Here is a 26,188-nt window from a genome sequence, read left to right on the forward strand (position 1 = left end):
CCTCGACGCCCTCACCTGACATTCACAACTCAGGCACTAAGCCGAATGTCCGAACTCAGGCCAAACCGCTGTCTCGACGCCGCCGCCTCGATAGCCTGCGGGATCATGAGCCCCTCGGATGAAGCACATCGGCTCGCTGCCGAGCAGCGCGCTCGCGTGCTCATCGATCAGCAACTCGAGGCTGCTGGCTGGGTGGTCCAGGACAAGAAGGATCTCAACCTCTTCGCCGGCCCCGGCATCGCCGTCCGCGAGGTCGTGATGAAGCCCGGCCACGGCCGTGTCGACTACCTGCTCTACGTCGACAAGGCCGTCGTCGGTGTGATCGAGGCCAAGCCGCAGGGAACGCCGTTGTCGGGGGTGGAGTGGCAGTCGGCGATGTACGCCGAAGGCCTGCCAGCCGATGTACGACTCAAGGCGCTCACGACCGACGGCCGTCTGCCGTTCGTCTTCGAGGCTTCCGGCAGCGAGACCCACTTCACCAACGGCTTCGACCCCGAGCCGCGAGCACGAGCGATCTTCAACTTCCCTAAACCTGAGACGCTGGCCCGAACCGTCCGAGCCGCCAACGACGACCCGGACACCGCGACATGGCGCGGCAGGATTCGGACCCTTCCCGAGCTGGACACAGCTCCGCTGCGGCCAGCACAGATCACCGCGATCAACGGCATCGAGAAGAGCCTCGCCGAGCAGCGCTTCGACCGCAGCCTCGTCCAGATGGCCACGGGAGCGGGCAAGACCTACACAGCGGTCACCCAGTCCTACCGGCTACTGAAGTGGGGCGGCTTCAACCGGATCCTGTTCCTGGTCGACCGCAACAACCTCGCCGAGCAGACGCTGGCAGAGTTCCAGAACTACCGCACGCCTGATGACGGCCGCCGATTCACCGAGCTCTACAACGTCGCCAAGCTCAACCGCGGCGGTATGCCCGACTCCACCAAGGTCGCGATCTCCACGATCCAGCGGGTGTTCAAGGTCCTGAAGAACGAAGAGGTCCCCGAGGGCGACGACCAAGGGATCGACGACTTCGTCCCTGAGGCTCCCGTCGAGGTCGCCTACAACCCAGATCTCCCACCGGAGGCGTTCGACCTGGTCATCGTCGACGAGGCTCACCGCAGCATCTATGGCGTGTGGCGCCGCGTGCTGGAGTACTTCGACGCTCATGTCGTCGGCCTCACCGCCACACCGGGCAAGCAGACCTTCGGCTTCTTCCGGCAGAACCTCGTCTCCGAGTACACCTACCCCCAGTCGGTCGCCGACGGCGTCAACGTCGACTTCGACATCTACCGGATCAAGACCGAGATCAGCGAGCAGGGCTCCACGATCGAGGCCGGCACCATCGTCCCCAAGGTCGACCGCCGCACCCGCGTCGAGCGGCTCGAGGAGCTCGACGAGGACCTGGAGTACACCGGCAAGCAGCTTGACCGAGCGGTCACTGCGAAGTCCCAGATCCGGTTGGTGCTGGAGACGTTCCGCGATCGGCTGTTCACCGAGATCTTCCCCGGCCGCTCCACGGTGCCCAAGACACTCATCTTCGCCAAGGACGACGCACACGCCGAGGAGATCGTTACCACCGTCCGCGAGGTCTTCAGCAAGGGCAACGACTTCGCGGCAAAGATCACATACAACGCCCGAGACCCCAAGGGTCAACTCCAAGCCTTCCGAACCAGCCCGACCCTCCGCATCGCGGTGACCGTCGACATGATTGCCACCGGCACCGACGTGAAGCCGCTGGAATGCGTGTTCTTCATGCGCGACGTCCGCTCGGCGCAGTACTTCGAGCAGATGAAGGGCCGCGGCGCCCGCACCATCGACAAGGCCACCTTCCAGGGCGTCACCCCGGACGCGGAGAACAAGACCCGCTTCGTCCTGGTCGACGCTGTCGGCGTCACTGAGCACGAGTACGTCGAGCCGCCGCTCAACCGTGACAAGTCGATCAGCCTCAAGCAGCTCCTCGACAAGGCTGCCACCCTCAACCTGACCGAGGCGGAGACCGCAACCCTCGCCTCACGGCTCTCCGCTTTGGAAGCTCAGCTCGCCCCAGAAGAGCGCACCGAACTCGACGGCGTCGCCGGCCAGCCGCTCCGCACAATTGTCCGTGCGCTGGTGGACGCCGTCGACCCCGACAGGCAGGCTAAGCACGTCGAGGCCGGCAGCGCGATCCAGGATCTACTGGATGCGGCCATCGAGCCGATCGCGGCCAACCCCGACCTCCGCGCTCGCATCATCGAGCTGCGCCGAGCCCACGACCGGGTCATCGATGAGGTCAGCGCCGACACCTTGGTCGACGCGTACGGCGTGGTCGACACAGACCGAGCCAAGGCCACCATCGAGTCGTGGAAGGCCTACCTCGAGGAGCACCGCGCCGAGATCACCGCCATCCAGGTGATCCAGGAGTCCAAGGAACGCCGGATCGCCTTCCCTGACATCCAGGAGCTCGCAGATCGCATCTCTCGGCCGCCCTACAACTGGACGCCCGACTTCATCTGGGACGCCTATGTCGCACTCGGGGCGAACTACCGAGGGAGTAACGGGACTCGAACCCGTCACTCCCTCACTGATCTCGTCTCGCTGCTGCGCTACACCGTTGGTGTCGACGATGAGCTCGTCCCCTACGCTGATCGGGTTCAGGAGAGGTACGTAGGTTGGCTCGCCCAGCAGGGACAGGCGGGCGTCACGTTCAGCAACACGGAGAGGTGGTGGCTCGACCGCATGGTCGCCGTCATCGCCGCATCCGCCGGGATCACCGCCGACGATCTCGATGAAGCACCCTTCACCGAACGCGGCGGCGTCGACGGCGCCCTCCGAGACCTTGGCGATGGTGCCGGCGAGCTGATCGATGCGCTGAACCAGGAGCTCACGGCGTGACTGTCGTTGTCGGTGAAGTTGCTCAGGTGATCGACTGCGAGCACCGGACTGCGCCGCGGGAAGACAAGGAACCGTTCGGCGTCTCGGTCGGCACTCGGGCGGTCAGGAATGGCCGTATCGACCTCCACGGCGCCAAGCCGGTGTCCAAGGAGACCTACCTGTCCTGGACCCGCCGCGCCATCCCATCGGAGGGCGATCTCATCTTCTCCCGTGAGGCCCCCATGGGTGAGGTTGGGGCGGTGCCTGTCGAGGTCCCGGTCTGCCTTGGCCAGCGCACCGTGCTCCTGCGGTTGGACCGAGACCGGATTGACCAGCGGTTCCTCCTGTATGCGCTGATGTCGCCGCCGTCACAGCAATGGATCGGTGAGAATTCGGCCGGATCCACCGTCCTTCACATCAACGTGGCGGACGTTCGACGGATCCCGCTCCCACAGCTTCCATCGCTTGCGGAGCAGCGCCGCATCGTCGCCACACTCGAAGACCACCTCTCCCGCGTCGATGCCGCCGATGCCGCCATCCGACAAGCGATAGATCGTCTGACGGTCCTGCGAGCCCGCGTCCTCGTCGACCTTTGCTCCGGGGACCCAGTTCGACTCGGCGATCTCGCCGCCGCTTCGGGGTACGGCACTTCAGAGAAGTGCATCCCCGGTGGCCCCGGTCCCGCGGTGGTGCGGATACCCAACCTTGTTGACGGACGAGTCAACCTCGTTGACGAGAAGCGTGTAGCCGACGCCGGCGCTGACGTCTCGCGCTACCTGCTCGCTCCGGGCGACCTCCTGATCGTCCGAACTAACGGATCCGTCGACCTGATCGGCCGCTCGGCGGTTGTAGGCACGGACGTCGAGGCGGCCTTTGCGTCCTACTTGATACGTTACCGACTTCGACGGGACGTCGTGCGTCCCGGTTGGGTCCAGGCCATGCTCAGTGCTCCACCGATCCGAGCGCGCATCGAATCGCTGGCTGCTTCCAGCGCCGGTCAGCACAACCTGAGTCTTGGAAAACTGGATCCTCTGGAACTGCCGGTCCCGCCCCTTGTGTCGCAGGATGCTGCCCTGCATCGGCTCGAGGTGCTCGACGAGCAGATCAGCCGCCTGCGCTCAGGTCTGGTTGCTGCGCAGGCGCGCGGCGATGGACTGCGCCGGTCTCTCTTCGCCTCGGCATTCTCAGGCCGTCTGCCGGGAACAGCGGCGGATGTGTCGGCCGATGGGCAGATGTTTGGCACATGACGGGGCACTTCGACTCGGCTCGCATCCTGGAGGCTCTGGCCGAGCGCCGGCCGGTCTTTCACTCTGAAGCCGACTTCCAGTTCGCGTTCGCTTGGCAGGCGAAGTCGAGGAACCCGGACCTTGCGGTCCGCCTCGAGACTCATCCCGAGCCAGAAGTTCGTCTCGACCTCGAGCTGATCGCGCCCTCGGGGCAGGGCATCGCAATCGAACTGAAGTACATGACCCGACGCTGGTCCGGGTCGGTCCGCGGGGAGTCGTACGCACTCAAGAACCATGGCGCCTCGGATCTGCGCGGTTACGACGTGGTGAAGGACGTCGTTCGCGTCGAGCGGTTCGTGGCGGCTCGGCCGGGGTGGAGCGGTCTGGTGGTCGCACTGACGAACGAGGCCGGCTATTGGCGATCGCCGGGACATGGGCGGGTGACCAACGCCGACGCCTTCCGGCTCTACGACGGGACCATCCTCTCGGGCGAGCGGAGATGGGGGCCCAACACGGGCGGCACTGCCCGCGGCCGCGAAGCGCCGCTGGTCCTCCAAGGAGCCCATACGCTGACGTGGACCGACTACAGCAAGCTCGATGGCAGCGCGGCCGGTTCCTTCCGCGCGCTCGTCATCCCGATCGGATCGGACGCAAGTCCCGGTGGGAGCTCGGCACCATGCTCTATGACCTGACCCTCGGCTCATTGACAGCCGTCACCAAGACCAGCTTCCAGGCTGAGAAGGTCCTCGAGCGGACCCATCTTCAAGCCGCGATCCGCGACAACATTGGCGTGCTCGGCGAGGACCTTCTGGTTATCGCCGAGGAGTTCGGAGACTTCGAGGCGACGCATCGGCGCATCGATCTCCTTTGCGTCGACAAGTCAGCCCGCCTCGTCGTCGTCGAGTTGAAGCGGACCGAGGACGGCGGCCACATGGAACTCCAGGCGCTTCGGTACGCCGCGATGATCTCGGTGATGACCTTTGACGACTTGGTGAAGACGTTCGCCGCGCAGCTCACGAAGACCGAGGGTGCGCCCATTGATTCCGACGACGCGCGTGCCCGCCTGATCGAGTGGCTCGACGATGTGGACGAAGAACCCGTCGTGCCCCGGCAGGTCGCGATCGTGCTCGCGTCGGCGGACTTCAGTCAGGAAGTCACGACGACGGTGCTGTGGCTCAACGAGTTCTACGAAATGGACATCCGTTGCGTCCGCCTTTCGCCGTACAACCTCGATGGTCGGCTTCTCCTCGATGTCCAGCACGTCATTCCGCTGCCAGAGGCGGCCGAGCTGACCGTCAAGCTCAAGAAGCGCGAAGCGGCGGTGAAGAAGGCTGCTGAGTCGTCAAAGAACTTCACAAAGTTCGTCATCACAACGCCAACGGAGCAATCAGCGCCGCTCCCGAAACGCCACGCCATGCTGCGCATGATCCAAGCCGTACGCGATGCGGGTGTGACCTGCGACCAGATCGCATCCGTGCTCCCCGGAAGCAAGTTTCGTGCCGTCGAGGGACCCCTCGCGGAAGGGGAGTTGCTGTGGGACGCGATGGTCGGCCAACTCGGCCTCAAGTCTGATCAGGACGGTCGGTGGCATCTCCACGCGCCCTTCCCCGATGGCGACACGATATGGGTGTTGCACAGCAACTGGGGCACACGCACCCAGGAGTTCCTCGATGCGCTCAGCAACCTCGCAAGCGGCACCGTACGAGCGGAGGCACAGTCCCAGTGAGTGAATCCCGTCGCCTCGTCGACAAGCTCTGGTCCTACTGCAACGTCCTGCGGGATGACGGCGTTGGCATCATCGAGTACACCGAGCAGCTGACCTACCTGCTCTTCCTGAAGATGGCGCACGAGCGCGTGACCAGGAAGCTCAAGCCGCAGCAGATCGTGCCCGAGGAGTACTCCTGGCAGCGCCTGCTTGACGCCGAAGGGACGCATCTCGAGCTCGAGTACACACGCATCCTCGTCGGGCTCGCGCAACAGCCCGGAACGCTCGGCACCATCTTCCGGAAGGCGCAGAACCGGATCCAGGACCCGGCCAAGCTGAAGCGCCTCATCGTCGATCTCATCGACCAGGAGAAGTGGTCCGAGTCCGGCACCGACGTGAAGGGCGACGCCTACGAGGAGTTGCTCTCGAAGGGCGCTTCCGACAAGGGCTCGGGCGCCGGGCAGTACTTCACGCCGCGCGATCTCATTCACGCGATTGTCGACGTCATGCAGCCCACGCCCGACGACACCGTCGTCGACCCCGCCTGCGGCACCGGCGGCTTCCTCTTGGTCGCTCACGAGTACGCCTCAAAGGACGCCGAGCACCTGACCCCGACGCAACGGGACAACCTGCGGGATCGGTTCGCCAGCGGCTACGAACTCGTCGACGGCACGGCTCGCCTCGCCGCGATGAACCTGCTGTTGCATGGCATCGGCTCCGCGGACGGCGAGTCGCTGATCGACGTACGCGACGCACTCATTGCCGACCCCGGCAAGCGCTGGTCGGTCGTCCTCTCCAATCCGCCCTTCGGCCGCAAGTCGTCGCTGACGATGGTCGGCGCCGATGGCCGTGAGGTGCGTGAAGACACGGAGGTCGAGCGGCAGGACTTCGTCGTCACGACGTCCAACAAGCAGCTCAACTTTCTCCAGCACATCATGACGATCCTGGACATCAACGGCAGCGCGGCGGTTGTACTTCCGGACAACGTGCTTTTCGAGGGCGGCGCCGGCGAGACGCTGCGCCGCAAGCTCTTGGCCGACTTCGACCTGCACACTGTGCTGCGGCTTCCGACCGGGATCTTCTACGCCCAAGGTGTGAAGGCCAACGTGCTGTTCTTCGACAAGAAGCCCGCGTCGGAGGAGCCGTGGACGAAGAAACTGTGGGTCTACGACCTGCGAATCAACCAGCACTTCACGCTCAAGCAGAACCCGCTGCGGCGCCACCACCTCGACGAGTTCGTCGACTCGTACCTTCCGGGCAAGGCTCACGACGAGCGGGTTGAGAGCGGCGAGGACGGCCGCTGGCGGTCTTTCGACTATGACGAGTTGATCGCTCGCGACAAGGTCAACCTCGACATCACGTGGCTGCGCGACGAATCGCTCGAGGACATGGACAACCTTCCAGCGCCCGAGGTGATTGCCCGGGAGATCGTCGAGGACCTGACCGCCGCGCTTGCCGAGTTCGAAGCTGTGGCAGCCGCCCTGGAGGCCGTAGCGCCGGCAGCAGAGGATGATCGATGACACGGACGGGTGCTCGTGCCGCAGCGCTCTCCGAGTTGCTGGAGGCGGGCGGACTCACGGCCGCTGAGCGACCACCGAGGCCCAGGATCAACGAGGTTCCCGGCGTCGCGAGAGTCCGGATCGACGACGTCTATCGGGCTCTCAACGGGAACCCGGACCTGCTGCATCAAGCCAAGCCGGACGCCTTCGATCTGTGTGTTTCCGCCGCCGACGGCCCGGTCATCGTCGAGCTCGACGAGGAGCAACACTTCAACCGGTATCGCGCAACGACGCTCTCATTTCCCTGGGCAGAAGCGCTCCCGTGGCTGAGTGCCTATCGCGACTATGCGCGTCTCCATGAGGCCGACCTCGCACGGAAGTTCATCTCGGGTGGGCGCTGGACCAACGCCTCAGCACCCCGTTACTTCGGCACAGCATCGGCGCCGGGAGACTTCACCGGAGTGGGATCGCCGCGGTGGCGCCAACGGGCCTTCTACGACGCCGTGAAGGACCTTCTTCCGGGTATCCGGTTGGCTCGCATCGCGGTCTTCGATGTCGTTGACGGCCGTCCGTTGGAGGCCATCCTTCGCTCGAAGGACCACTCGGCCGCTGGGCCAATCCGGCGGCTCGTCGAATCGCGCACCCACTCCTGGCCCACTTCTTGAGCCTCTGACAGGTCCATCCGAGCGCGCTCACTGAGGCCGTCGATCCGATCCTCATTGACGTCCGTTGACGAAGCCTGAACACACCTGCTCCGACGCCGTCCCCAACCCTCCCAAACCAGCGGCACGCATGCTACGAAGTTCCGTAGAAGGTCCGTCCCCCCGGGGACGGACCAGCGTCATTTCAGGGGCGTTTGACGAGACGTGACGGGCGGTGACAGCGACATCATGCACGGTGGAGTGAAGTTCTACCGCGGGTCCGCAGCCGCCGCGCGCTCCTACGTCGAGGCCGACCACTCGCGTGCCGACGACGACTACCTCGCCGAGGGCAGCGGCGTCGCCGAGCACTACGCCGTAACCATCGCGGTCGATGGCATGCGCACTGAACGACGTCCCGACCTCGACGGCGCGAGCTACGAACGTTGGGTCGCCGGGTACGACGTCACCACCGGCCAGGCGAAGGGTCGACTGCGCGACGACGACCACGCCCTGCGCTTCGTTGAGGTCGTCGTCAACGGACCCAAGACCTGGTCGCTCGCCGCCGCGCTCCATCCCGACATCGCCGCGGCCTACGAGGACGCGCAGACCCGCGCCGCCGACGAGATCATCAGCTGGGTCGCGCAGCACGCGACGACACGCGTCGGACCACGCGGACGACAGGTACAGGCGCCCGTCGAGAAGATCGACGCAGCGCTCGTCCGGCACTACACCTCCCGCGCCGGCGACCCGCACCGCCACCTCCACCTCCAGATCAACGCCCGCGTCTTCGCCCGCGGCGCTTGGCGCGGCCTCCATTCCGTCGGCGTCGTCGACTCCATCGAGGCCCTCAACGGCATCGGCCACGCCGCCGTCATGTGCGACCCGCAGTTCCGCGCCGCCCTCGCCGCCCGCGGCTACACCCTCGACGACGCCGGCGAGATGAACGAGCTCACGCCGTACGCCGGACGGTTCAGCCAACGCGCCTCACAGATCGGCCGCAACATCGACCGCTACGAAGCCGAGTGGCGCGCCGACAACCCCGGACACGAGCCCGGCCCGAGGCTGCGCCGCTCTTGGGACCGACGCGCTTGGGCGGACGCCCGCCCCGACAAGGCCGCACCCGCCGATGGCGCCGACCTCGTCCGCCGTTGGAACGACGAGCTCCACGACCTGGGCTTCCGACCTCCCAATGAGCCATCCGTCGCGAAGGCGGCGGCGATCGGCCAAGTACGACGCGACGCCGTCGCCGAACTCATCCTCACCCGACTCGGTGCCAAGCGATCGTCCTGGAATGCGGCAGACATTCGCGGCGAGGCCGAGAAGGTCATCGCTTCAATCGGACTCGTCGCCGAGCGACCCGCACGCATCGAGCTCGCCGAGGACATCACCGCCCGCGCCGTCAACACCTGCCGCAACCTGCGCGACCGAACCGACGTACCCGACCACATCCGTAACCTCACCTCCGACCACGTCCTCGCCGTCGAGGCCGACCTCATCGACGCCATCGCCACCCGCGCGCTGCAACCGGTCGAGCCCGTCGCCGTTCGCGGCGGCCAGCTGGACGCTGCTCAGCACGAGGTGGTCGGAGCACTGGCCGGCCGCGCCGGCGTGCTCGTCATCGAAGGAGCAGCCGGCACCGGCAAGACCACCACCCTCGCCGCCGCACACCGCGCCCTCGAACTCCAGGACCGCCGACTCGTCGTCGTCACCCCCACCCTCAAGGCTGCGCAAGCCGCGCAGCAGCAGGTCGGCGCCGACGCCTTCTCCGCCGCGAAGCTGATCCACCAACACGGCTTCCGATGGGACGAGGACGGCCACTGGTCACGCGTCGATCCCGCTCCCGACGCACGAGCGCGGCTGCTCCCCGGCGACGTACTCCTCGTCGACGAAGCCGGCATGCTCGACCAGGACACCGCCCGCGCGCTCTTCGCCATCGCCGACAAGGCGGGCGCGACTGTTGCGCTCCTCGGCGACCGCCACCAGCTCCCCGCCGTCGGCCGCGGCGGCGTCCTAGACCTCGCCGCCCGATGGGCGCCGCCCGAAGCGCACCTCGAGCTCGAGTCCGTCCACCGCTTCAGCGACGAGACGTACGCCGACCTCAGCCTCCTGATGCGCACCGGCGAACGCCCCGTCGCCGTGTTCGACGCCCTCCTCGAGCGCGGGCAGATCGTCGTGCACGCCAGCGACGTCGAACGCACGGCCGCCGTTGCCGACATCGGTGCCCGCGGCGACGAGCTGATCGTCGCCGACACCCGCGAACAGGTCGCGAGCATCAACGCCGCCATCCGCGACCGACGACAGCTCGGTAGCGATCAGATCGGTGAACCGGTCACCCGACGAGGCGAACGCATCGGACTCCGCGACCGCGTCGCCACTCGCCGCAACGACCGCGACCTCGGCGTCGCCAACCGCGACATCTGGACGGTTGCCGGCATCGGCGACGACGGCAGCCTGATCGTCGCCGGCCGCGCCGGCCAACGCACGTTGCCCAAGGACTACGTCAGCGACCACGTCCAGCTCGCCTTCGCCTCCACCGCCTACGGCGCCCAGGGCCAGACAGTCGACTCCGCCCACCTCGTCGTCGGCGACAACACCGGCGCCGCCGCGGCGTACGTCGCGATGACCCGTGGCCGCCACAACAACGTCGCCCACCTCGTCGCCGACACCATCGACGAAGCACGCCAGCAGTGGATCGAGGTCTTCGGCCGCGACCGCGCCGACCTCGGCCCCGGCCACGCCGCGACCCGAGTCGACGAGGACATCGACCGCTACGGCACCCGCCTCCCCGACGAGTCCTGGACGCCGGCGCCGAGGCCGCTCGGGCGCGACCGGTCCGAGGTCCGGCCGACAACAGGTGCTCAGCAACGCGTCCGCGGCGTCGGTCGCTGACATCCGTGCTCGGACCTGATCGCTGCGACCCGCCTCTCGCACATAGGTGACTGAGCGGCCGACGTCGGTCGCTCGCCAACCCAAGGGAGTCATCGATGAGCATCAAGCCGCTGGGCGTCCCCGACGAGTGGGACGACAACCACATCCTCACGTTCGAGGAGTTCTGCGCCTTCATCCGCACGCCGCAGCGCACCGTCCGCGAGTGGCGCCGCCTCAAGCGCGGCCCACGTTGGTGGCGCTTCAACGGCAACGGCCGCCTCTACACGACCGTCGCCGAGCTGCGCCGCTTCCTCAAGGCAGGGGATTGAGATGACCGCCGCTGCGGGGTCCGCGGAGGAGCGTCCGCGCTGGCTGAGCATCACCGGTGCCGCCGTGTGGGTGAGCATGTCCGCCAAGACCATCCGCCGCAAGATCGCAGCGGGCGAGCTGCGCGCCTACCGCTGCGGCAAGACGATCCGCATCAAGACCGACGACCTGGAGGCGATGATGCGGCCGGTGCCGTCGGCGAAGGACTGGTGAGGTTCGATCGGGCATGCGAACCGCCTGCGAACGCGCCCAGCATCTGCCAGAATCGCAAGGTGCTCTGGCGCGTTCGCGACTTCAAAGGAATTGTTACGGCTGAACTGGATGTGCGAAAGGGAAAGTCGACTGTACTAACTGGGGTCAATAGTAGTGGAAAATCGTCAATAATTCAGTCGCTATTGTTGGCAGCACAGAGTGTAAACAGCGGAAGCCAAGTAGTCCTGAATGGCCCTCTGGTTCGACTTGGTGATGCGAAAGACCTAGTCCGCGAGGGCTCCGACAGTAACGCAGTGGAACTTTCTTTCGGCATCGAATCCGGACGTTTCCGTGGTGAAGTCCCGATAGAGGTGCGCGCGGCCATCAAGTTGGGTCCTGCCGAGGATTCGGCTTCACTCAGGCCCCAGAAGCTTGAAATCAGTGGAGGTCAATTTGGGGACCAAGGCCTGCTCTGCAGTCGCGAGAACGGTCGATCTGACGACATTCGGCAGGTAGTCGAGGCGACAGCCCATCTGGGCGCAGTCGAGGCACTACACCTGAAGCGCCTCCTGGGCGACCACCGCCGGCAGCTGCGGACTTATGTAGCCATGCAGGGCATGCTGCCGTTGGCTTTGGTGCAATTGATGAAGGCCGAGGATGTAGCTGCCAGATATCAGGCGAGCTTGAGTGGATTCCTCAACGAGACGATTGTTACCAAGACACCGAGCAGGGATTTGACCGCCACTTCGCGATGGAGTTCCGCGCCGGTCCGTGAGTTCTTGCAACTGCTTGATCGAGCGGACCCCAAGGAAATTGATCCGAACACGGCTCAGGCGCTTGCGCGGATTCTCCGGATTCGACTGGGAAATCCCTCCTCGTTCGATCGCGAATGGGGGCAGATCGGCTCGGAATCGAGAAGGCAACTTGTCGATCTCGCAGTCAAGGTTCGATCGCGCCGACCGTGGGTCGTGCTGCCTGTGCGAACTGGATGGGCGTCTGGTCTATTTAGCAGCCAGGGAGTACTGGAAAGTGCGCTCCTCGAGAAACTAGGAACGACTTTCGAAGGTCTCGCGGCGCTGTCTGAGACCTTAATGGGACTGGGTTCACGAGTGCAATATCTAGGACCGCTTCGAGATGAACCCAGAGTGGTATGGAATCACTGGAATGAACTGGCACGAGGGTTGCCTGTGGGAACGCGTGGCGAATATAGCGCTGCGGTGCTTTCTCGGTTCGGGACGTCAACCACCAAGCATCGCGATCCTGACGGCATCCAACGCGAGGAGATGCTCGTAGATGCCGTCAATCGGTGGATTTCCTATCTAGAAATCGGCGATAATGTCGCTGCCCGGTCGCACGGAAAGCTCGGGGTCGGGTTCGATTTGCGTGTAGATGGCCATATTCGGGACTTGACCTCAGTTGGAGTCGGGGTGAGCCAGACATTGCCACTCCTAGTGGGGGTTCTCGCATCACCTGACGACTCGGTGTTCATCGTTGAGCAGCCAGAACTCCATCTTCATCCCTCGGTTCAAGCGCGACTTGCAGACTTCATGGTGACTGCACGGCCAGACCTAGCTCTTATCGTGGAAACCCATAGCGAGGCTTTCATCACCCGGATTCGCCGACGGGCCGCTGAGGGTCTTCTGGACGTGAATGACGTGGATATTACCTTCGTTGAACCGAAGGCAGGCGGTTCATTTTCACGTAAACTTGGGATTAGTGAGTTCGGCGATCTGAGTGAGTGGCCGCGCGGGTTTCTGTCCGATTCTTCTGAGGATCTAAAAGCTATCATTACTGCCAATCTCGCTCGCACGGCAGGGAGTCTTGGTGAGCGTTGAGATCGTCCACCTAGTCGATCCGGAGATTGTTTATCCGTCTGACCAGAACGTCGGAAACCTAGACTTCTGGAAGCGCATGCTTGATTGGTCAGAGAGGACGGACTTGAAAGTCGGTCACGAGGGCCTGCGCGCGATATCGCTGTTGTGCGCGAGTGGTCCGGAAGTACCCGGCCTCGGCTATCCGGACGTTTGGACAATTCTAGGGAAGTTTATGTCCAGAGTTGTCGAGCCTCGTGCTGGCGCGAAAGCCTGCGAAGGACATCTCATGGAGATCTACCAGCCAACCCTCGGTCACGACGACAATCCCAAAATCCTTCTAGCTGACCTGAGCGCGGTGGGCCCTGGGCCAACGTTGCTTGCCACAGACGAGCGGTGCTGGACAGGGGAGGTCGACGCGGATTGTCAATCCTGCGTCGATATGGGATTACACAAAGTGTTCTCCAGTGATTCCAAGGAATACGCCTTGGGCGTTGCGAAAATCAAACGCTCCGAACTTGAGTTGCTGAAGTCGCTGACTTTCGCTGATATTGAAACCGGGCAACGTGATCTTTTCCCTAATATTAAATTCGCGAAGGATGCGTGGAATAGAATAGCGTCCTTGGGTTCGTCGCCAGACTCCTCGCCTCAAGCGGTCCTCCAAAGGTTGTCGGCCCTTAATGATTCTGCGGTGCAAATCTGGTCGACTCTCAGTACTAACATTGCACGACAGAGAGCATTGGCGTCCTTAGGCGTAGCCGCGTCACCGGAGAGCCCGAATACTCGCCGAAACAAGAAGGCCATAACCAAGCGGGACTTCAAATTCGATTCCGAGACGATCCGCTGCGAATGGCACGTCAAGTTGGAGCCGACGACGGGGCGTATTCACTTTGAAATCGTCGATGGAATCGTCCATGTGGGTACCATTTGTGATCACCTACCTGTCTAGATGCCGGGCCGGCTCGGTTTCTCGCGCGGAGTCGTCTCTCCACCGCTCGTAGGACCGCCCGATCTTCGCCGCTAGTTCTTTGTCACGGTCGAGCGTGGCGTGCTGGTAGATCGCCATCGCGGCTTGGGATGCGTGGCCGGCGCGGGCCTGGAGCTCGGCCGCGGTGGCACCGTGCTGGCCCGCCATGGTGAGTGCCGTGTGACGGAGGTGGTGGATCGTCAGGTCCGGGCGGCCGGCCTTCTCGCGTGCGGGGCGGTAGCGGTCCATCAGGAAGCGAGCGCTCATGTGGTCGGTTCGGTCGCCGGGGAACAGGAGCCCCTTCGAAGCCTGGCGCGGCATGTTCGAGGAGGTGCTGCTGCAGCATGGGCATGAAGGGCGGGGGGACGTGCACGACCCGGATGCCGCTCCGGGTCTTCGGCGCACTGATGAAGCGGCCGCACTCGGGGCAGGCTCCGCGTACTGAAGGGTCGGCATCCTTGTCGACTTTGTGGGTGACGCTGATCCGGCCAGTGAGCCCATCGACGTCGGAGCGTCGGAGCTCCATCAGCTCGCCTTCGCGCAGGCCGACGAAGGCGGCGAGCACGATGAACAGCTTCAGCCGCTCGGGCATCTCGTTGACGATCGTCGTGATCTCGTCGAAGGTCGCCGGGATGACCACCTGCCTGACCGGAGCATTGCCGGCACCGCGGATCTTCGGCGGCACGCGGTCGATCAACTCCTCTTCCTGGGCAGCTTGGAGGATCGAGCGAAGCAGCCGATAGGCCGCCGCGTTGGACGACTCCGTCTTCGGGTCGAGGGTCCTACGCCAAGCCTTGATCTCCGAGAGGGTCACGTCCCGAAGAGGCATCGCTCCGAATTAGGGGAGGATCCGGCTCTCCAACAGTGCGCGATAGCCACGCATCGTGGCGGGCCGCAGGCCACGCTCGAGCACGTACTGCTCGGCGAAGGCACCGACTGTGCTCCTGGCCTGCTCGCGCTCGCGGCGGGCCTCGGCGGCCTTGCGGTACTTCGGCGGGCTCCACTCGTCGCGATCGATCAGGGACCGCTCGCTGGCCAGCCACATCTCCGCATCCATCTTCGTCCGGAAGTTCCGCGAGTGCCGTGAACCGTCCGGCATCGCATACCTAGCCCGGTACGACGGACCGGTCGCGCCATTGCGTCGCTCGAGCTCGCCAAAGCCTCGCCGTCGTGTCATTGCAGGTACCTCCCGAGATCGCCGATGGAACGATCGTTCTAATTAACCCCCTGCCTTGGCAGCAGCACAATGGGGCTATTAGGGGGAAATGATGTCAGTTCTGGTCCTCGCCTGTACCTCTCTGACCTGCAGTTTCACGCTCAGAGACCAAAATCCCGGGTGCTCCGAGGCGGTTTGCAAGCAGGGGTTTAGGGGTTCGAGTCCCCTAGGCTCCATCAACAGAGTCTCAGCGCCACGCGCCGACTTTCTACTTCAGCACTCTAAAGAGTAAGGCAGTCGAGTAAGTGGACGATCCTGGCCCACCCATGGACCCTCCGTTCGACGCGGCGGTGATCCTCGTTGAGCTCGCGAGGGCGACTGCAGACCACCAGAAGGTCGTCGCTCTTCGGCCAACTGCCGCTCAACTGGCAAAGTCCTTCGAGCAGTTCGGGGCGCTCCTCGCCGACTTTGGGGAGGCGTCCAGAAAGGTCGCCGCTGCTGCTCGTGGCCTCGATCCGGAAAGCGGCTCCTCTTGGCTCCCGCTGGCGGGGTCGCTTGCGGCGGCTGACATCGAGCTTGCGGAGCCCTACCTCTTGGACTTCTGTAAGCACCCGCGCAGCAGCAGTCACTGGCTGGAGACGAACCCCACCCGGAACCCGGTCGATTGGGGCCTCGGATACGTAGTGCGTTGCTTCAAGACCGTGGCCGAGTGCACCAGCGCGATCGGGGTGCTTACCGACACCGGGCGCCACCTTCGAGCTCCTCTCACCCTGATGCGTGCCGTCATTGAGGCTGCCGCGACGGCTTGCTTCCTCCTCGACATCGAAGTGACTGCGAGCGAGCGCTTGCGTCGTGTCCTCAACCTCCACTTGGCTCAGACCAAAGAGGCGCTTCTCGAGTCCGCTGGGCTCGATCACTCCTCTGAACGCGCGGTGGAGCTGAACGAGATCATGGAGTTCGCCGCATCATGTGGATTCACGCTGCGCAGGTACAAGCCGAGCGGCTGGTCCCCTCCAGTGATCGCCGGGACCGGCAACGAGCCGTCAGACTCGACTCGCGCGATCATCGACGGAGTACTTCCCGGCTTAGGTGCATCAATCTGGCGAAACCTGTCCGCTGTGGCGCACTCGCGACGCGCACACACGCTCCTCTACGACGAGTACGCACTTGTGCACAACTTGCAGGAGTGGCAGCGGACGGAGGTCGTTGCTCGCCATGGGGTCGCGGCGCTCATCGTGCTTCGCGAACTCTGCAACCGTATCGACGCCTATCTCGGCTGGGACTTCGGAGCCTGGGAGGAGACCATCGACGTTGTGATCGAGCAGTGTTTCGTCGCTGCGGGAATGGCCGACGACAAGATCCGTGAGCACCTCGGGCTCAAGTCGCAGCGTTCGTAGTCCGCCTGCGGGTCGCCCTGCCATCCTGACCCCATGTACGCCGAGACCCCGCTCACCCAGCGCGCGGCCCTCTGGCTCTCGTACGACGCCGGCCCGGCCGTCATCCCCGCCGACGGCTGCGTCGACCTGATCCTCAGCGGCGACGAGGTCGCGGTGGCGGGCCCGTCGACGCGGTGGATCGCGACGCGGGCGGATGGCGGGGAGGGGTCGTTGGGGGTGCGGCTGGCGCCGGGGAGCGGGGCGAGGGCGTTGGGTGTGGATCTCCGGGAGATCAGCGACCGGCTCGTTCCCCTGGGGGACCTCGTGCCACCGCACGAGGTACGGCGGTGGCGGTCGGTCCTGCTCGAGACCCGGGCCACGGCGACTCCGGAGCACATCGAGCGGGCGTTGCGGCCGGGCGAGGGGTGGGCCGACGTGGTCAGAGCGCGGGCGGCCGGAGGTGCGTCGGCGGAGGACGTGGCGCGCGAGCTGGGCTGGTCCGAGCGGACGTTCCGCCGCCGGATGGGCCAGGCGTTCGGCTACGGGTACGCGACGTTGGTGCGGATCCGGCGCGGGCAGCACGCGCACCGCCTGCTGACCAATGGCGTGACGCCGGCGGAGGCGGCGGCCGCAGCCGGCTATGCCGACCAGCCGCACCTCTCCCGCGAGCTCCGCCGCCTGGCGGGCGTCAGCCCGGCTCAGCTCGTGGGAGCCAGCAGCGCGAACAGGTCGACCGCGTTGCCGTCCGGGTCCAGCAGCGTCGCGTAGCGCTGCCCCCAGAAGGCGTCCCAGGGCGCCACGTGGCCGGTGTGGCCGGCCGCGACCATCGCGGCGTACGTCGCGTCGACGGCGTCCGGGGTCCCCTGGTCGAAGGCGAGGGAGATCCGGTGCCCGCCGGTCGCCGGCTCATAGGACGGGTCGAAGCCGCGGATGGTGGCGACGGTGTCCCAGGCGAGGGCGGTGCCGTCCTCGAGGTGGGCGTCGACGTGGGGGGAGGTGGGGTCGATGTCGTCGGGGAGGGGGACGCCGAGGGCGCGGTAGAACGCGAGGGAGGCGCCCATGTCCTGGGTGACGATGCCGATGAAGCCGAGTCGCAGTGCCATGCCGGCAACGCTAGAGGTCGGCACCGACCGCGGTCGTGAACAGAACGGCCACGTACCTGCGCTGGGGTACGCGGATCCACCCACCCAGAGGGACGATCGGCCGGTCGGCCACCGCGAAGGTGGAGCCATGACCGCCACGCTCCCCACCCGCGAGCCCACCAGAGCCCCGAAGAATCGGGGGTGGTGGGGCTGGTTCGCCCTCAGCTCACTGGCGATCACGGTCCTCGCCGTCGGCCCCTACCTCACGGCCTCGCTCGCCCAGCTCAGCGCCGACGACCACGGCGTCGCGAGCAACTACGTCGACCGCTCGGCGTTCTTCCAGGGCGCGCTCTACGTCCACGCCGGCGCCGCCGGACTGGCGCTGCTGCTGTCCCCACTCCAGTTCGCAGCCCGCATCCGACGCCGCAACCCCCGCCTCCACCGCACCATCGGCAAGGTCGTCCTCGCCGCGATCGCCGTCGCGGGCGTCGCGGGGCTGGTGCTGTCGTTCGTCAACGAGGCCGGGCTGATCGGGGTCTTCGGGTTCGGGGGGCTGGCGATCGTCTGGCTAGCCAGCGCGTCCCAGGCCTACCGGGCCGCGCGGCGTCGCGACTTCGGCGCCCACCGGCGGTGGGCGATCCGCACCTTCGCCCTGACGTACGCCGGCGTGACCCTGCGGTTGCAGACGATCCTGTTCGTCACGCTCCAGGTCGCGTTCGGCGCCGACGCGGGGGCCGCCTTCGACCGCGCTTACTACGTCGTGACGTTCTCGTGCTGGGTGCCGAACCTGCTCGTCGCCGAGTGGTACCTGCGGCGGGAGCGCCGTGCCAGGTGATTCACTCGTGCGCGTGCGTGACGCCCTGGGCCGCCTGCTCCCGCTGCTGGCTGCGGCCTATGCGGCGGTTGCGCTGACCGACCTGCTCGGCGACGGGAGCCGGTCCGCCGGTGAGGTCGCGGTGGGCGTCGCGGGCACGCTGGTGCTGAGCGCGACCATGGTCGTCGCGCCGCAGCTCCCCCTGACCGCGTTGCTCATCGCCGGTGCGACGATCACGGTCGAGTCCGCGACGCACGCCGACGTCGCGATCTCGCCGGCCGCGACGCTGGTGAGCATCTTCGTGGTGGGCCGGCTCGCGGACCGGCGGCGTGCGGTGGTGGGGCTGGTGGTGGCGATCGTCAGCGTGCTGGGCTACTACGCCTTCAGCCCGCCGGGGTCGCCGGCCGAGCTCGTCTCGACGCTGGCGGCGTACGGCGCGTTCTGGGGCGTCGCCTATGCCTGGGCGCGGCGCGACGAGGAGGCCGAGCGGGCCCGCCGGGCGGACCGGGCGCTGCTGCTGGCCGAGCTGCGCACCCAGATGGCGCGCGACCTGCACGACATCATCGGGCACACGCTCAACGTGGTCGTGGTGCACGCCGGCGCGGCCCGGCTCTCGATCGATGCGGCTCCGGAGACCAGCCGCGCGCTGCTGCGCCAGATCGAGGACGTCGGCAGCGACGCGCTCGCCGATCTCGACGACGCGATCAGCATGCTGGGGGAGGCGTCCGCCGAGGGCGAGCTGCGGCCGACCACGGTGGGCATCGGCGACCTGCCCGAGCTCGTCCGGCGCTTCGCCGGCTCCGGCGTGGTCGTCAGCCTCGACGTCGACCCGGCGGCCGCGGACCTCGCCGCGGGCCGGACCGGCCGTGAGGTCTACCGGATCGTCCAGGAGGCGCTCACCAACGCGCTCAAGCACGCGACGCCGTGCGCCGCCGCCGTGACGGTACGACGCGAGGCCGATGCGCACCTCGTCGTCACCGTCCAGGACGACGGCCCCGGCCCTGTGCCCGGCTGGACCGCGGGCCGCGGGCTCGGCGGGATCCGCGAGCGCGCGGCCCGGCTCGGCGGCACCGTCGAGGTCGGGCCGGGCCCCGAAGGAGGCTTCCGCGTCCTCGCCCGGATCCCGCGGGCCACGGCAGGATCGGCGTCATGACCGTCCGCGTGCTCGTCGCCGACGACGACGCCCTGCTCCGCGCCGGGCTCGCCGTGGTCATCGGGACCGACCCGGGCTTGGCGCTCGTCGGTGAGGCGGCCGACGGGCTCGACGCCGTTCGGCTGACCCAGGAGCACGAGCCCGACGTCGTCCTGATGGATGTCCGGATGCCCGGCGTCGACGGCATCGAGGCCACCCGCCGGATCGTCGCGAGCGGCAGCCCGGCGCGGGTCCTGGTGCTGACCACCTTCCCCGACGACGAGTACGTCGCCCGGGCGCTGCGGGCCGGAGCGTCCGGCTTCCTGCTCAAGCGGGTCGCGCCGGAGCGGCTGCTCGAGGCGGTCCGCACGGTCGCCCGGGGTGAGGCGCTCCTCGACCCGGCGGTCACCCGTGCCGTCATCGCCCGCTCGCTCGACAGCGCGCCGCGCCCGGCCGGGCACGACGGCGCGCGGGCGGCGGTGCTGGCGGCACTGACCGAGCGCGAGGTCGAGGTCCTCGCGCTCGTCGGAGAGGGTCTGTCGAACCGGGAGATCGCGGCGACGCTGACCCTCGCCGAGTCGACGGTGCAGACCCACGTGAAGCGGATCCTGGCCAAGGTCGGCGCCCGCGACCGCGCGCAGGCCGTCGTCGTCGCCTACCGCAGCGGACTCGTGAACATCTCCTGACGCCTCGTCCGGGCCCCTGGGCATTGTCGGTGGTCCGGCCTACTGTCGAAACCATGACCGTTACCCAGTGGACGGCAGATGCTCTCCTGACCCGGTACGACGAGGTGCGCGGACACACCGAACGGCTGGCCGCGCCGCTCTCGCCGGAGGACCAGACGGTCCAGTCGATGCCCGACGTGTCGCCGACGAAGTGGCACCGGGCGCACGTCACGTGGTTCTTCGAGACGTTCGTGCTGGCCGACAACGAGAGCGGATTCGCGCCGTACCAGGACCAGTACTGGTTCCTGTTCAACAGCTACTACGAGGCCGTCGGGCCGCGCTACAACCGCGCCGAGCGCGGCGTGATCAGCCGGCCGGGGGCACACGACGTCGGCCTCTACCGCGGCAACGTCGACGAGCGGATGCGCGACCTGGTCGCCCGCCTCGACCAGGGCAGCATCGACAAGCTGGCCGGCACGATCGAGCTCGGCTTCCACCACGAGCAGCAGCACCAGGAGCTGCTCCTCATGGACATCAAGCACGTGCTGTCGCTCAATCCGCTCCGCCCGGTCTACGCCGGCGCACCCGCGCCCGGCAGCGAGCCCGACCGGCTCGGCTGGGTCGAGGTCGAGGGCGGTCTGGTCGAGATCGGGCACCGCGGCGCCGGGTTCTCCTTCGACAACGAGCTGCCGCCGCACCAGGTCTGGCTCGAGCCCTTCCGGCTCGCCGACCGGCTCGTCACCAACGGCGAGTGGCGCGCGTTCATGGCCGACGGCGGCTACCGGCGTCCCGAGCTGTGGCTGTCCGACGGCTGGGCGCAGGTCAAGACCCACGGCTGGCAGGCGCCCTTCTACTGGGCCGAGGTCGACGGGACGTGGTTCGAGCACACGCTGCACGGCACGTTCCCCGTCGATCCCGGTCTCCCGGTGAGCCACGTGAGCCACTACGAGGCCGACGCCTACGCCACCTGGGCCGGCAAGCGGCTGCCGACCGAGGCCGAGTGGGAGCACGCCGTCCACCGCGACGAGGACGCCGCGGCCGCGGTCGAGGGCAACCTCGCCGACACCGCGACCTACCACCCCCGCGCCGCCGGACCGAGCACCGGACGGCTGCGCCAGGTCTACGGCGACTGCTGGGAGTGGACGTCGTCGGCCTACCTGCCCTACCCGGGCTTCCACCCCGCGGCGGGCGCGATCGGCGAGTACAACGGCAAGTTCATGTCCAACCAGATGGTGCTGCGCGGCGGCTGTGCGCTGACCCCGCCGGGCCATGCGCGCGCCAGCTACCGCAACTTCTTCCCACCGGGGGCGCGGTGGGCGCTGAGCGGTGTCCGGCTCGCCGACGGCGGGGTGGCCGCATGAGCCGCCGCGAGCCCGAGGTGACCGTGCTGCTCGAGCCCGACTGGGCCAGCGGCAGCCTCGCCGACGACGTACGGCGGGGGCTGACCCGGCACCCGCGCACCCTCCCCCCGCGCTGGCTGTACGACGACCACGGCTCCGCGCTCTTCGACCAGATCACCCGGCTCCCGGAGTACTACCCCTTCACCGCCGAGCGGGCGATCCTCGAGACCCATGCCGACGAGATCGTCACCGCCAGCGGAGCGACCTCGCTCATCGAGCTCGGCAGCGGCACCAGCGAGAAGACCCGGCTCCTGCTCGACGCGTTCACCCGCGCGGGCCAGCTGACCCGCTTCGCGCCGGTCGACGTCTCCGAGGCGACGCTGCGCGAGGCGGCCGACCAGATCGCGGGGCGCTATCCCGATCTCGAGGTGGTCGCCGTCGTCGGCGACTTCACGCTCCACCTCGCCCAGCTGCCCGCCGGCGGACGGCGCATGGTCGCCTTCCTCGGCGGCACCATCGGCAACCTCTACCTCGAGGAGCGCCGCGCCTTCCTCGGCGCCGTCGCCGACGTCCTCGAGCCGGGTGACTCGCTGCTCCTGGGCACCGACCTGGTCAAGAGCGCCGACCGGCTCATCGCGGCCTACGACGACAGCCAGGGCGTGACGGAGGCGTTCGTCCGCAACGCGCTGGTCGTCGTCAATCGCGAGCTGGGCGGCGACTTCGACCCGGACGGCTTCTCCTACGTGCCCTTCTGGGACCCGCACATGGAGCGGATGGACCTGCGGCTGCGCGTCGAGGTGCCCCAGCGGGTCACCATCCCCGGCGCCGAGCTGGTCCTCGACCTCGCCGTGGGCGAGGAGATCCGGATCGAGATCTCGACCAAGTTCCGGGTCAGCCGGATCGCGGCCGAGCTCGAGGGGGCCGGGCTCGGGGTGGCGCGGGTGTGGACCGACCCGGGCGGCGACTTCGCGCTGACTCTTGCGGTCAAGTCCTGAACCGACCGCAATTTTTCCCGGGATTGGGTATGGACGCGGACCCCGGGGACGAGGCAAGGTCGGTCGGGTGCCGGGTAGATCCCGGCCGTTCTCACTCGGAGGGATGAACCACGTGAAGAGACCACTCACGATCCTCGCCTCGCTCGCGGTGGGCGCCGCGGTGCTGGTGCCGGCGGCCGGCAGCACCGCCGCCCCCGCCACGCGTACGACGGCGACGGGCGCGGCGAGCGCCGCTGAGCGGGCCCCGCTGGTCTGGGGCGCGTGCGAGAGCCAGCGGCTGCAGAGCGCCGGCGCCCAGTGCACGATGCTGACGGTGCCGCTCGACTACGCCAAGCCGGCGGGCAAGAAGATCAAGATCGCGGTCAGCCGCGTCCTGCACACCGACGCCGACTTCAAGGGCATGATCGCGGTCAACCCGGGCGGTCCCGGTGGCTCGGGCCTGGGCCTGGCCACGCTGGGCGGCGCGATCCCCAACGGCGTCGGCGCCAAGTACGACTGGTACGGCTTCGACCCGCGCGGTGTCGGCAGCAGCGAGCCTGCGCTGAGCTGCAACCCGAACTACAAGGGCGCCGGGTTCAACCGCCCCAACTACGTGCCGACCAAGCCGTCGATCATGAACTGGTGGCGCAAGGTCACCCGCAACTACGCCAAGGCGTGTGGCAAGGCCGACGCGCGGCGCCTGCTGCCCCACATGAAGACGACCGACGTGGCGCGTGACCTCGACAGCCTGCGCAAGGCCGTCGGGCAGCAGAAGATGAACTACTACGGCTTCTCCTACGGCACCTACCTCGGCCAGGTCTACGCGACCATGTTCCCGAAGCGGGTCGGCCGGTTCGTGTGGGACGGCGTGCTCAACGCCAAGAACGCCTTCTACAAGGCCAACCTCGAGCAGAACGTCCAGTTCGACAAGAACATGGACGTCTACTTCCGCTGGCTCGCCAAGAACGACGCGACCTACCACCTCGGCGGCAACTGGAAGGCCATCAAGAAGGGCTACTACCAGCTCCGCAAGAAGCTCGACCGCACGCCCGCGGCCGGTGGCAAGCTCGGTCCCGACGAGCTCGACGACGTGATGCTCGGGGCCGGCTACTACGTCTACGGCTGGGCCGAGATCGGTGCGGCGTACGCCAAGCTGGTCCGGACCGGTGACGGCGCCGACGTCCTCGCCCAGTACGCCGGTCCCGGCGACGACAACGGGTTCGCGGTCTACAACGGCGTGCAGTGCACCGACGCGCAGTGGCCGGGCTGGCAGAAGACCAAGGCCGACGCCTGGCGGATCCACCGCAAGCACCCGTTCCTGACCTGGGGGAACACCTGGTACAACGCGCCCTGCCTCAACTGGCCGGCCCGTTCCAGCAAGGCGTTCAAGGTCAACGGCAAGAAGGTGAAGTCGCGGATCCTGCTCATCGGCGAGACCCGGGACGCGGCCACCGTGTTCACCGGTGCCCTCGCCACGCGCCAGGTCTTCCCGTCGTCCTTCCTGATCGAGGGCGTCGGCGGGACGACGCACTCGGGCTCGCTCTCGGGCATCGCCTGCACCGACGACCTGGTCGCGAGCTATCTCGACACCGGGAAGCTGCCGGCGCGCAAGCCCGGCAAGCGCAGCGACCGCAAGTGCGACCCGGTTCCGCCGCCGCCCGCGTCGGCCGGAGCCGAGCGCCGCAGCGGGTCGGACGGCTTCCGTGACCTCCTCATCGAGGCACAGCTGATCGGCCGCTGAGCCACCCCGCACCACCACGAGAACACCGCGCGCAGGGGCGTCGACACCGAGATGTCGGCGCCCCTGCCTGCTTCTCTGGCAAGATCTGGCTGGTGAGGGGCATCCGGATGGGGACGGCGCTTGCGGGGGTGGTCCTCCTGGCCGCCTGCAGCAGCGACCCGAAGCCCGTCTACCAGCGCTCTCCCGAGCCCCAGGCCGTGGTCAGCGAGTACGACGGATCGCAGGAGCCGTCCGCCGCCGTGCTGGCCCTCGTGCCCACCGCCGCGACCACCCTCGCGGTCACCGACTTCGACCAGCTCCGCCTGGTCCTCGGCTTCGCCACGCTCAAGGGCGCGAGCCCGGCTCCCGAGCGGGAGCGATTCTGGCGCCAGGTGCCGCGCACGGCCAGCCTGTCGACCGGCCTGCTCCGCCCGGCCGAGGCCCAGCTGCGCGACCGCTTCGGCTTCGGCCAGGACGATGTCGCCTGGGAGGCGACCTACTCCGGTGGCGGCGCGGACGGCTGGGTGCTGGCGTTCCGCGACGACATCGCGATGGCCGCCGTACGGCGTGCGGTGGAGGCTGGTGCCGGCCCGCTGCGCGGCGCGGTGGTCGACGTCGACCGGCGGCTGGTCACCTCGGTGGCGCCGCCCGAGGCGGCGCAGTCGTGGGCGGCCGAGCCGGACCTGGTCGCGCTGAGCGGCGGCGAGGCCGTGGCGACGTACCTGCAGCGGGGGTGCGACCCGTTCGACACCGTCTTCGGTGCGGGCATGCAGGCCCAGCTGGCCGCCGCGCCTGCAGCCGCACTCGACAGCCTGGACCCGCTGAACGCCTACTCCGTCGCGCTCGGCACCGACCTGGTCACCGCGCGGCTCGGCGCGGAGCGCTCCGACGCCTTCGAGCGCGCCCGGCTGGCCGACGTGATGCCGCCGACCGACCCGGACTTCGGGCTCGTGATGAGCCGCGGCGTGGCCGACCCGGCGAGCGGCCGGCTGGGCTACGTGCTCGCGGACCCGGCGGCGGCGGCCCGGTTGACCCGGACCCACCACCTGCCGTTCACGGTGTGCCCGGACTGATCCCCGTGCGCAGGGCGTCGTACTGAGCCTGGTCGTGGGCGCAGACGATGGTGACCTCGCCGGAGCGACTCCGGGCGAGCTCCTGGAGCCGGGCGAGGTTGTCGAGCCGGCGCCGGTTGTCGACCGCCATCAGCCGCTGGAAGGCGGTGAGCGACGCGGGACAGCGCGGCGGTACGTCGAGCTGACCGCCGTGGAAGAAGGCGTCGCCGGCGTGGAGCAGCCAGGTCCCGTCGTCGCGTCGTACGGCGACCCCGGCGTGCCCGCGGGTGTGCCCGGGCAGCGGGATGATCAGGACGTCATCGTCGAGTGCGGTGACCGATGGGAAGCCGAACCACGCGTCGTTGCCCTCGGTGTGCGGCGTCCAGCGCGGACCGTGCGCCCACTGGCCGGAGACGTAGCGTGCCTTCTCCCGGGCGCTCGGCGCCATCGCGGCGGCGTGCTCGCGCGCGTGCACGTGCACGCGCGCCTGCGGGAAGTCGCCGATCCCGCCGGCGTGGTCGAGGTCGAGGTGGGTGAGCACGATGTCGGTGACGTCGGACGCCGCGAAGCCGCGCGCCTTGACCTGCGCCAGCGCGGTCTCGGCCGGGTCGAGGACGGGCCGGACGGTGGTCAGGAAGGGCAGGCCGAGCCGCCGGCGCTGGGCCAGGTCGTCGGTGCCGAAGCCGGTGTCGACCAGGGCGAGACCGTCCGGACGCTCCAGGAGCAGCACGTGGGCGACCATCGCCGGGCCGAGGGCCGGGCGCATGGTCGCGCAGTTGAGGTGGTGGATCCGCACG

Annotated in this window: 25 protein-coding genes; 21 read left to right on the plus strand and 4 right to left on the minus strand. The window is 67.6% G+C overall.

The features are described from left to right. Positions 1 to 105 precede the first annotated feature (105 nt). The 11 genes from CCO04_RS00005 to CCO04_RS00055 all read left to right on the plus strand — a co-directional run bounded on the left by CCO04_RS00005 (position 106) and on the right by CCO04_RS00055 (position 14,062). The gene (locus CCO04_RS00005; protein WP_215812049.1) at positions 106 to 2,865 is read left to right on the plus strand and encodes a DEAD/DEAH box helicase family protein; all 2,760 of its coding nucleotides are present in this window, start codon (positions 106 to 108) and stop codon (positions 2,863 to 2,865) included. Next, the gene (locus CCO04_RS00010; protein ID WP_215812050.1) at positions 2,862 to 4,091 is read left to right on the plus strand and encodes a restriction endonuclease subunit S; all 1,230 of its coding nucleotides are present in this window, start codon (positions 2,862 to 2,864) and stop codon (positions 4,089 to 4,091) included. The genes CCO04_RS00005 and CCO04_RS00010 overlap by 4 nt, the downstream gene beginning before the upstream one ends. Then, complete coding sequence (locus CCO04_RS00015) at positions 4,088 to 4,762, plus strand: hypothetical protein (RefSeq protein ID WP_215812051.1); 675 nt, start codon at positions 4,088 to 4,090, stop codon at positions 4,760 to 4,762. The genes CCO04_RS00010 and CCO04_RS00015 overlap by 4 nt, the downstream gene beginning before the upstream one ends. Beyond that, entirely contained in the window at positions 4,747 to 5,796 is a 1,050-nt protein-coding gene (locus CCO04_RS00020) for a hypothetical protein (protein ID WP_215812052.1), read from the plus strand. Before CCO04_RS00015 ends, CCO04_RS00020 begins: the two co-directional genes overlap by 16 nt. Continuing rightward, positions 5,793 to 7,295 carry a class I SAM-dependent DNA methyltransferase gene (locus CCO04_RS00025; protein WP_215812053.1) on the plus strand — a complete coding sequence of 501 codons (1,503 nt, stop codon included), beginning with the start codon at positions 5,793 to 5,795 and terminating at the stop codon, positions 7,293 to 7,295. Before CCO04_RS00020 ends, CCO04_RS00025 begins: the two co-directional genes overlap by 4 nt. Further along, positions 7,292 to 7,939, plus strand: coding sequence for a hypothetical protein (locus CCO04_RS00030; RefSeq protein ID WP_215812054.1), 648 nt, complete (start codon positions 7,292 to 7,294; stop codon positions 7,937 to 7,939). The genes CCO04_RS00025 and CCO04_RS00030 overlap by 4 nt, the downstream gene beginning before the upstream one ends. A 201-nt stretch (positions 7,940 to 8,140) precedes the next feature. After that, on the plus strand, positions 8,141 to 10,804 hold the full coding sequence (gene mobF / locus CCO04_RS00035) for a MobF family relaxase (RefSeq protein ID WP_308281089.1): 2,664 nt from the start codon (positions 8,141 to 8,143) through the stop codon (positions 10,802 to 10,804). Positions 10,805 to 10,899: 95 nt separating this feature from the next. Further along, the gene (locus tag CCO04_RS00040) at positions 10,900 to 11,112 is read left to right on the plus strand and encodes a DNA-binding protein (protein ID WP_215812055.1); all 213 of its coding nucleotides are present in this window, start codon (positions 10,900 to 10,902) and stop codon (positions 11,110 to 11,112) included. Position 11,113: 1 nt separating this feature from the next. Continuing rightward, positions 11,114 to 11,323, plus strand: a complete 210-nt coding sequence (locus tag CCO04_RS00045; RefSeq protein ID WP_215812056.1) for an excisionase family DNA-binding protein — start codon at positions 11,114 to 11,116, stop codon at positions 11,321 to 11,323. 59 nt (positions 11,324 to 11,382) lie between these two features. Beyond that, positions 11,383 to 13,137, plus strand: a complete 1,755-nt coding sequence (locus CCO04_RS29545) for an AAA family ATPase (RefSeq protein WP_215812057.1) — start codon at positions 11,383 to 11,385, stop codon at positions 13,135 to 13,137. Next, entirely contained in the window at positions 13,127 to 14,062 is a 936-nt protein-coding gene (locus tag CCO04_RS00055; protein WP_215812058.1) for a hypothetical protein, read from the plus strand. Before CCO04_RS29545 ends, CCO04_RS00055 begins: the two co-directional genes overlap by 11 nt. Here the strand turns inward: CCO04_RS00055 and CCO04_RS30050 are convergent. Further along, the gene (locus tag CCO04_RS30050; protein ID WP_374196918.1) at positions 14,051 to 14,581 is read right to left on the minus strand and encodes a tyrosine-type recombinase/integrase; all 531 of its coding nucleotides are present in this window, start codon (positions 14,579 to 14,581) and stop codon (positions 14,051 to 14,053) included. The genes CCO04_RS00055 and CCO04_RS30050 overlap by 12 nt on opposite strands. Before the next feature lie 65 nt (positions 14,582 to 14,646). Between CCO04_RS30050 and CCO04_RS30055 the strand changes: the two genes are divergently transcribed. Beyond that, positions 14,647 to 14,823 (plus strand): hypothetical protein, encoded by a 177-nt coding sequence (locus tag CCO04_RS30055; RefSeq protein WP_215812060.1) that lies wholly within the window; start codon positions 14,647 to 14,649, stop codon positions 14,821 to 14,823. 95 nt (positions 14,824 to 14,918) lie between these two features. On the opposite strand, the gene CCO04_RS00070 is transcribed toward CCO04_RS30055, so the two are convergent. Beyond that, positions 14,919 to 15,125 (minus strand): hypothetical protein, encoded by a 207-nt coding sequence (locus CCO04_RS00070; RefSeq protein ID WP_215812061.1) that lies wholly within the window; start codon positions 15,123 to 15,125, stop codon positions 14,919 to 14,921. A 437-nt stretch (positions 15,126 to 15,562) separates the two neighbouring features. On the opposite strand from CCO04_RS00070, the gene CCO04_RS00075 reads away from it, so the two are divergent. Continuing rightward, complete coding sequence (locus CCO04_RS00075; RefSeq protein ID WP_215812062.1) at positions 15,563 to 16,633, plus strand: hypothetical protein; 1,071 nt, start codon at positions 15,563 to 15,565, stop codon at positions 16,631 to 16,633. A 33-nt stretch (positions 16,634 to 16,666) separates the two neighbouring features. After that, positions 16,667 to 17,380 (plus strand): helix-turn-helix domain-containing protein, encoded by a 714-nt coding sequence (locus CCO04_RS00080; protein WP_215812063.1) that lies wholly within the window; start codon positions 16,667 to 16,669, stop codon positions 17,378 to 17,380. Here CCO04_RS00080 and CCO04_RS00085 read toward each other — a convergent pair. Further along, positions 17,311 to 17,715, minus strand: coding sequence for a VOC family protein (locus CCO04_RS00085; RefSeq protein ID WP_215812064.1), 405 nt, complete (start codon positions 17,713 to 17,715; stop codon positions 17,311 to 17,313). The two genes, CCO04_RS00080 and CCO04_RS00085, sit on opposite strands and share 70 nt — an antisense overlap. A gap of 127 nt (positions 17,716 to 17,842) precedes the next feature. Here CCO04_RS00085 and CCO04_RS00090 point away from each other — a divergent pair, with 127 nt between their 5' ends. The 7 genes from CCO04_RS00090 to CCO04_RS00120 all read left to right on the plus strand — a co-directional run bounded on the left by CCO04_RS00090 (position 17,843) and on the right by CCO04_RS00120 (position 25,412). After that, positions 17,843 to 18,529, plus strand: a complete 687-nt coding sequence (locus CCO04_RS00090) for a DUF2306 domain-containing protein (protein ID WP_215812065.1) — start codon at positions 17,843 to 17,845, stop codon at positions 18,527 to 18,529. Positions 18,530 to 18,542: 13 nt separating this feature from the next. Next, a complete protein-coding gene (locus tag CCO04_RS29550) occupies positions 18,543 to 19,661 on the plus strand; it encodes a histidine kinase (RefSeq protein WP_215812066.1) in 1,119 nt (372 codons plus the stop codon). Then, the gene (locus CCO04_RS00100; protein ID WP_215812067.1) at positions 19,658 to 20,326 is read left to right on the plus strand and encodes a response regulator transcription factor; all 669 of its coding nucleotides are present in this window, start codon (positions 19,658 to 19,660) and stop codon (positions 20,324 to 20,326) included. Before CCO04_RS29550 ends, CCO04_RS00100 begins: the two co-directional genes overlap by 4 nt. 53 nt (positions 20,327 to 20,379) lie before the next feature. Next, on the plus strand, positions 20,380 to 21,666 hold the full coding sequence (gene egtB, locus CCO04_RS00105) for an ergothioneine biosynthesis protein EgtB (protein WP_215812068.1): 1,287 nt from the start codon (positions 20,380 to 20,382) through the stop codon (positions 21,664 to 21,666). Then, positions 21,663 to 22,640 (plus strand): L-histidine N(alpha)-methyltransferase, encoded by a 978-nt coding sequence (gene egtD / locus CCO04_RS00110; RefSeq protein ID WP_215812069.1) that lies wholly within the window; start codon positions 21,663 to 21,665, stop codon positions 22,638 to 22,640. The genes egtB and egtD overlap by 4 nt, the downstream gene beginning before the upstream one ends. Before the next feature lie 112 nt (positions 22,641 to 22,752). Then, entirely contained in the window at positions 22,753 to 24,360 is a 1,608-nt protein-coding gene (locus CCO04_RS00115) for an alpha/beta fold hydrolase (protein ID WP_215812070.1), read from the plus strand. Positions 24,361 to 24,467: 107 nt separating this feature from the next. Then, a complete protein-coding gene (locus CCO04_RS00120) occupies positions 24,468 to 25,412 on the plus strand; it encodes a hypothetical protein (protein WP_215812071.1) in 945 nt (314 codons plus the stop codon). Here the strand turns inward: CCO04_RS00120 and CCO04_RS00125 are convergent. Continuing rightward, positions 25,393 to 26,187, minus strand: a complete 795-nt coding sequence (locus tag CCO04_RS00125) for an MBL fold metallo-hydrolase (protein ID WP_215812072.1) — start codon at positions 26,185 to 26,187, stop codon at positions 25,393 to 25,395. The two genes, CCO04_RS00120 and CCO04_RS00125, sit on opposite strands and share 20 nt — an antisense overlap. Between the last annotated feature and the right edge of the window lies 1 nt (position 26,188).

The sequence above is a fragment of the Pimelobacter sp. 30-1 genome (genome assembly GCF_018831735.1).
Lineage (GTDB): Bacteria > Actinomycetota > Actinomycetes > Propionibacteriales > Nocardioidaceae > Nocardioides.

What these genes read in the sequence shown, in the direction of transcription:
- CCO04_RS00080 (WP_215812063.1), top strand. Translation starts at nt 16,667, where the DNA reads ATGTACGCCGAGACCCCGCTCACCCAGCGCGCGGCCCTCTGGCTCTCG.
- CCO04_RS00100 (WP_215812067.1), top strand. Translation starts at nt 19,658, where the DNA reads ATGACCGTCCGCGTGCTCGTCGCCGACGACGACGCCCTGCTCCGCGCC.
- CCO04_RS00070 (WP_215812061.1), bottom strand. Translation starts at nt 15,125, where the DNA reads ATGTGGCTGGCCAGCGAGCGGTCCCTGATCGATCGCGACGAGTGGAGC.
- CCO04_RS00085 (WP_215812064.1), bottom strand. Translation starts at nt 17,715, where the DNA reads ATGGCACTGCGACTCGGCTTCATCGGCATCGTCACCCAGGACATGGGC.
- CCO04_RS00040 (WP_215812055.1), top strand. Translation starts at nt 10,900, where the DNA reads ATGAGCATCAAGCCGCTGGGCGTCCCCGACGAGTGGGACGACAACCAC.
- CCO04_RS00045 (WP_215812056.1), top strand. Translation starts at nt 11,114, where the DNA reads ATGACCGCCGCTGCGGGGTCCGCGGAGGAGCGTCCGCGCTGGCTGAGC.
- CCO04_RS00120 (WP_215812071.1), top strand. Translation starts at nt 24,468, where the DNA reads ATGGGGACGGCGCTTGCGGGGGTGGTCCTCCTGGCCGCCTGCAGCAGC.
- CCO04_RS00030 (WP_215812054.1), top strand. Translation starts at nt 7,292, where the DNA reads ATGACACGGACGGGTGCTCGTGCCGCAGCGCTCTCCGAGTTGCTGGAG.
- CCO04_RS30050 (WP_374196918.1), bottom strand. Translation starts at nt 14,581, where the DNA reads ATGGGCTCACTGGCCGGATCAGCGTCACCCACAAAGTCGACAAGGATG.
- CCO04_RS00005 (WP_215812049.1), top strand. Translation starts at nt 106, where the DNA reads ATGAGCCCCTCGGATGAAGCACATCGGCTCGCTGCCGAGCAGCGCGCT.
- CCO04_RS00090 (WP_215812065.1), top strand. Translation starts at nt 17,843, where the DNA reads ATGACCGCCACGCTCCCCACCCGCGAGCCCACCAGAGCCCCGAAGAAT.
- CCO04_RS00075 (WP_215812062.1), top strand. Translation starts at nt 15,563, where the DNA reads ATGGACCCTCCGTTCGACGCGGCGGTGATCCTCGTTGAGCTCGCGAGG.
- CCO04_RS00015 (WP_215812051.1), top strand. Translation starts at nt 4,088, where the DNA reads ATGACGGGGCACTTCGACTCGGCTCGCATCCTGGAGGCTCTGGCCGAG.
- CCO04_RS00020 (WP_215812052.1), top strand. Translation starts at nt 4,747, where the DNA reads ATGCTCTATGACCTGACCCTCGGCTCATTGACAGCCGTCACCAAGACC.
- egtD (WP_215812069.1), top strand. Translation starts at nt 21,663, where the DNA reads ATGAGCCGCCGCGAGCCCGAGGTGACCGTGCTGCTCGAGCCCGACTGG.
- egtB (WP_215812068.1), top strand. Translation starts at nt 20,380, where the DNA reads ATGACCGTTACCCAGTGGACGGCAGATGCTCTCCTGACCCGGTACGAC.
- CCO04_RS30055 (WP_215812060.1), top strand. Translation starts at nt 14,647, where the DNA reads ATGAACAGCTTCAGCCGCTCGGGCATCTCGTTGACGATCGTCGTGATC.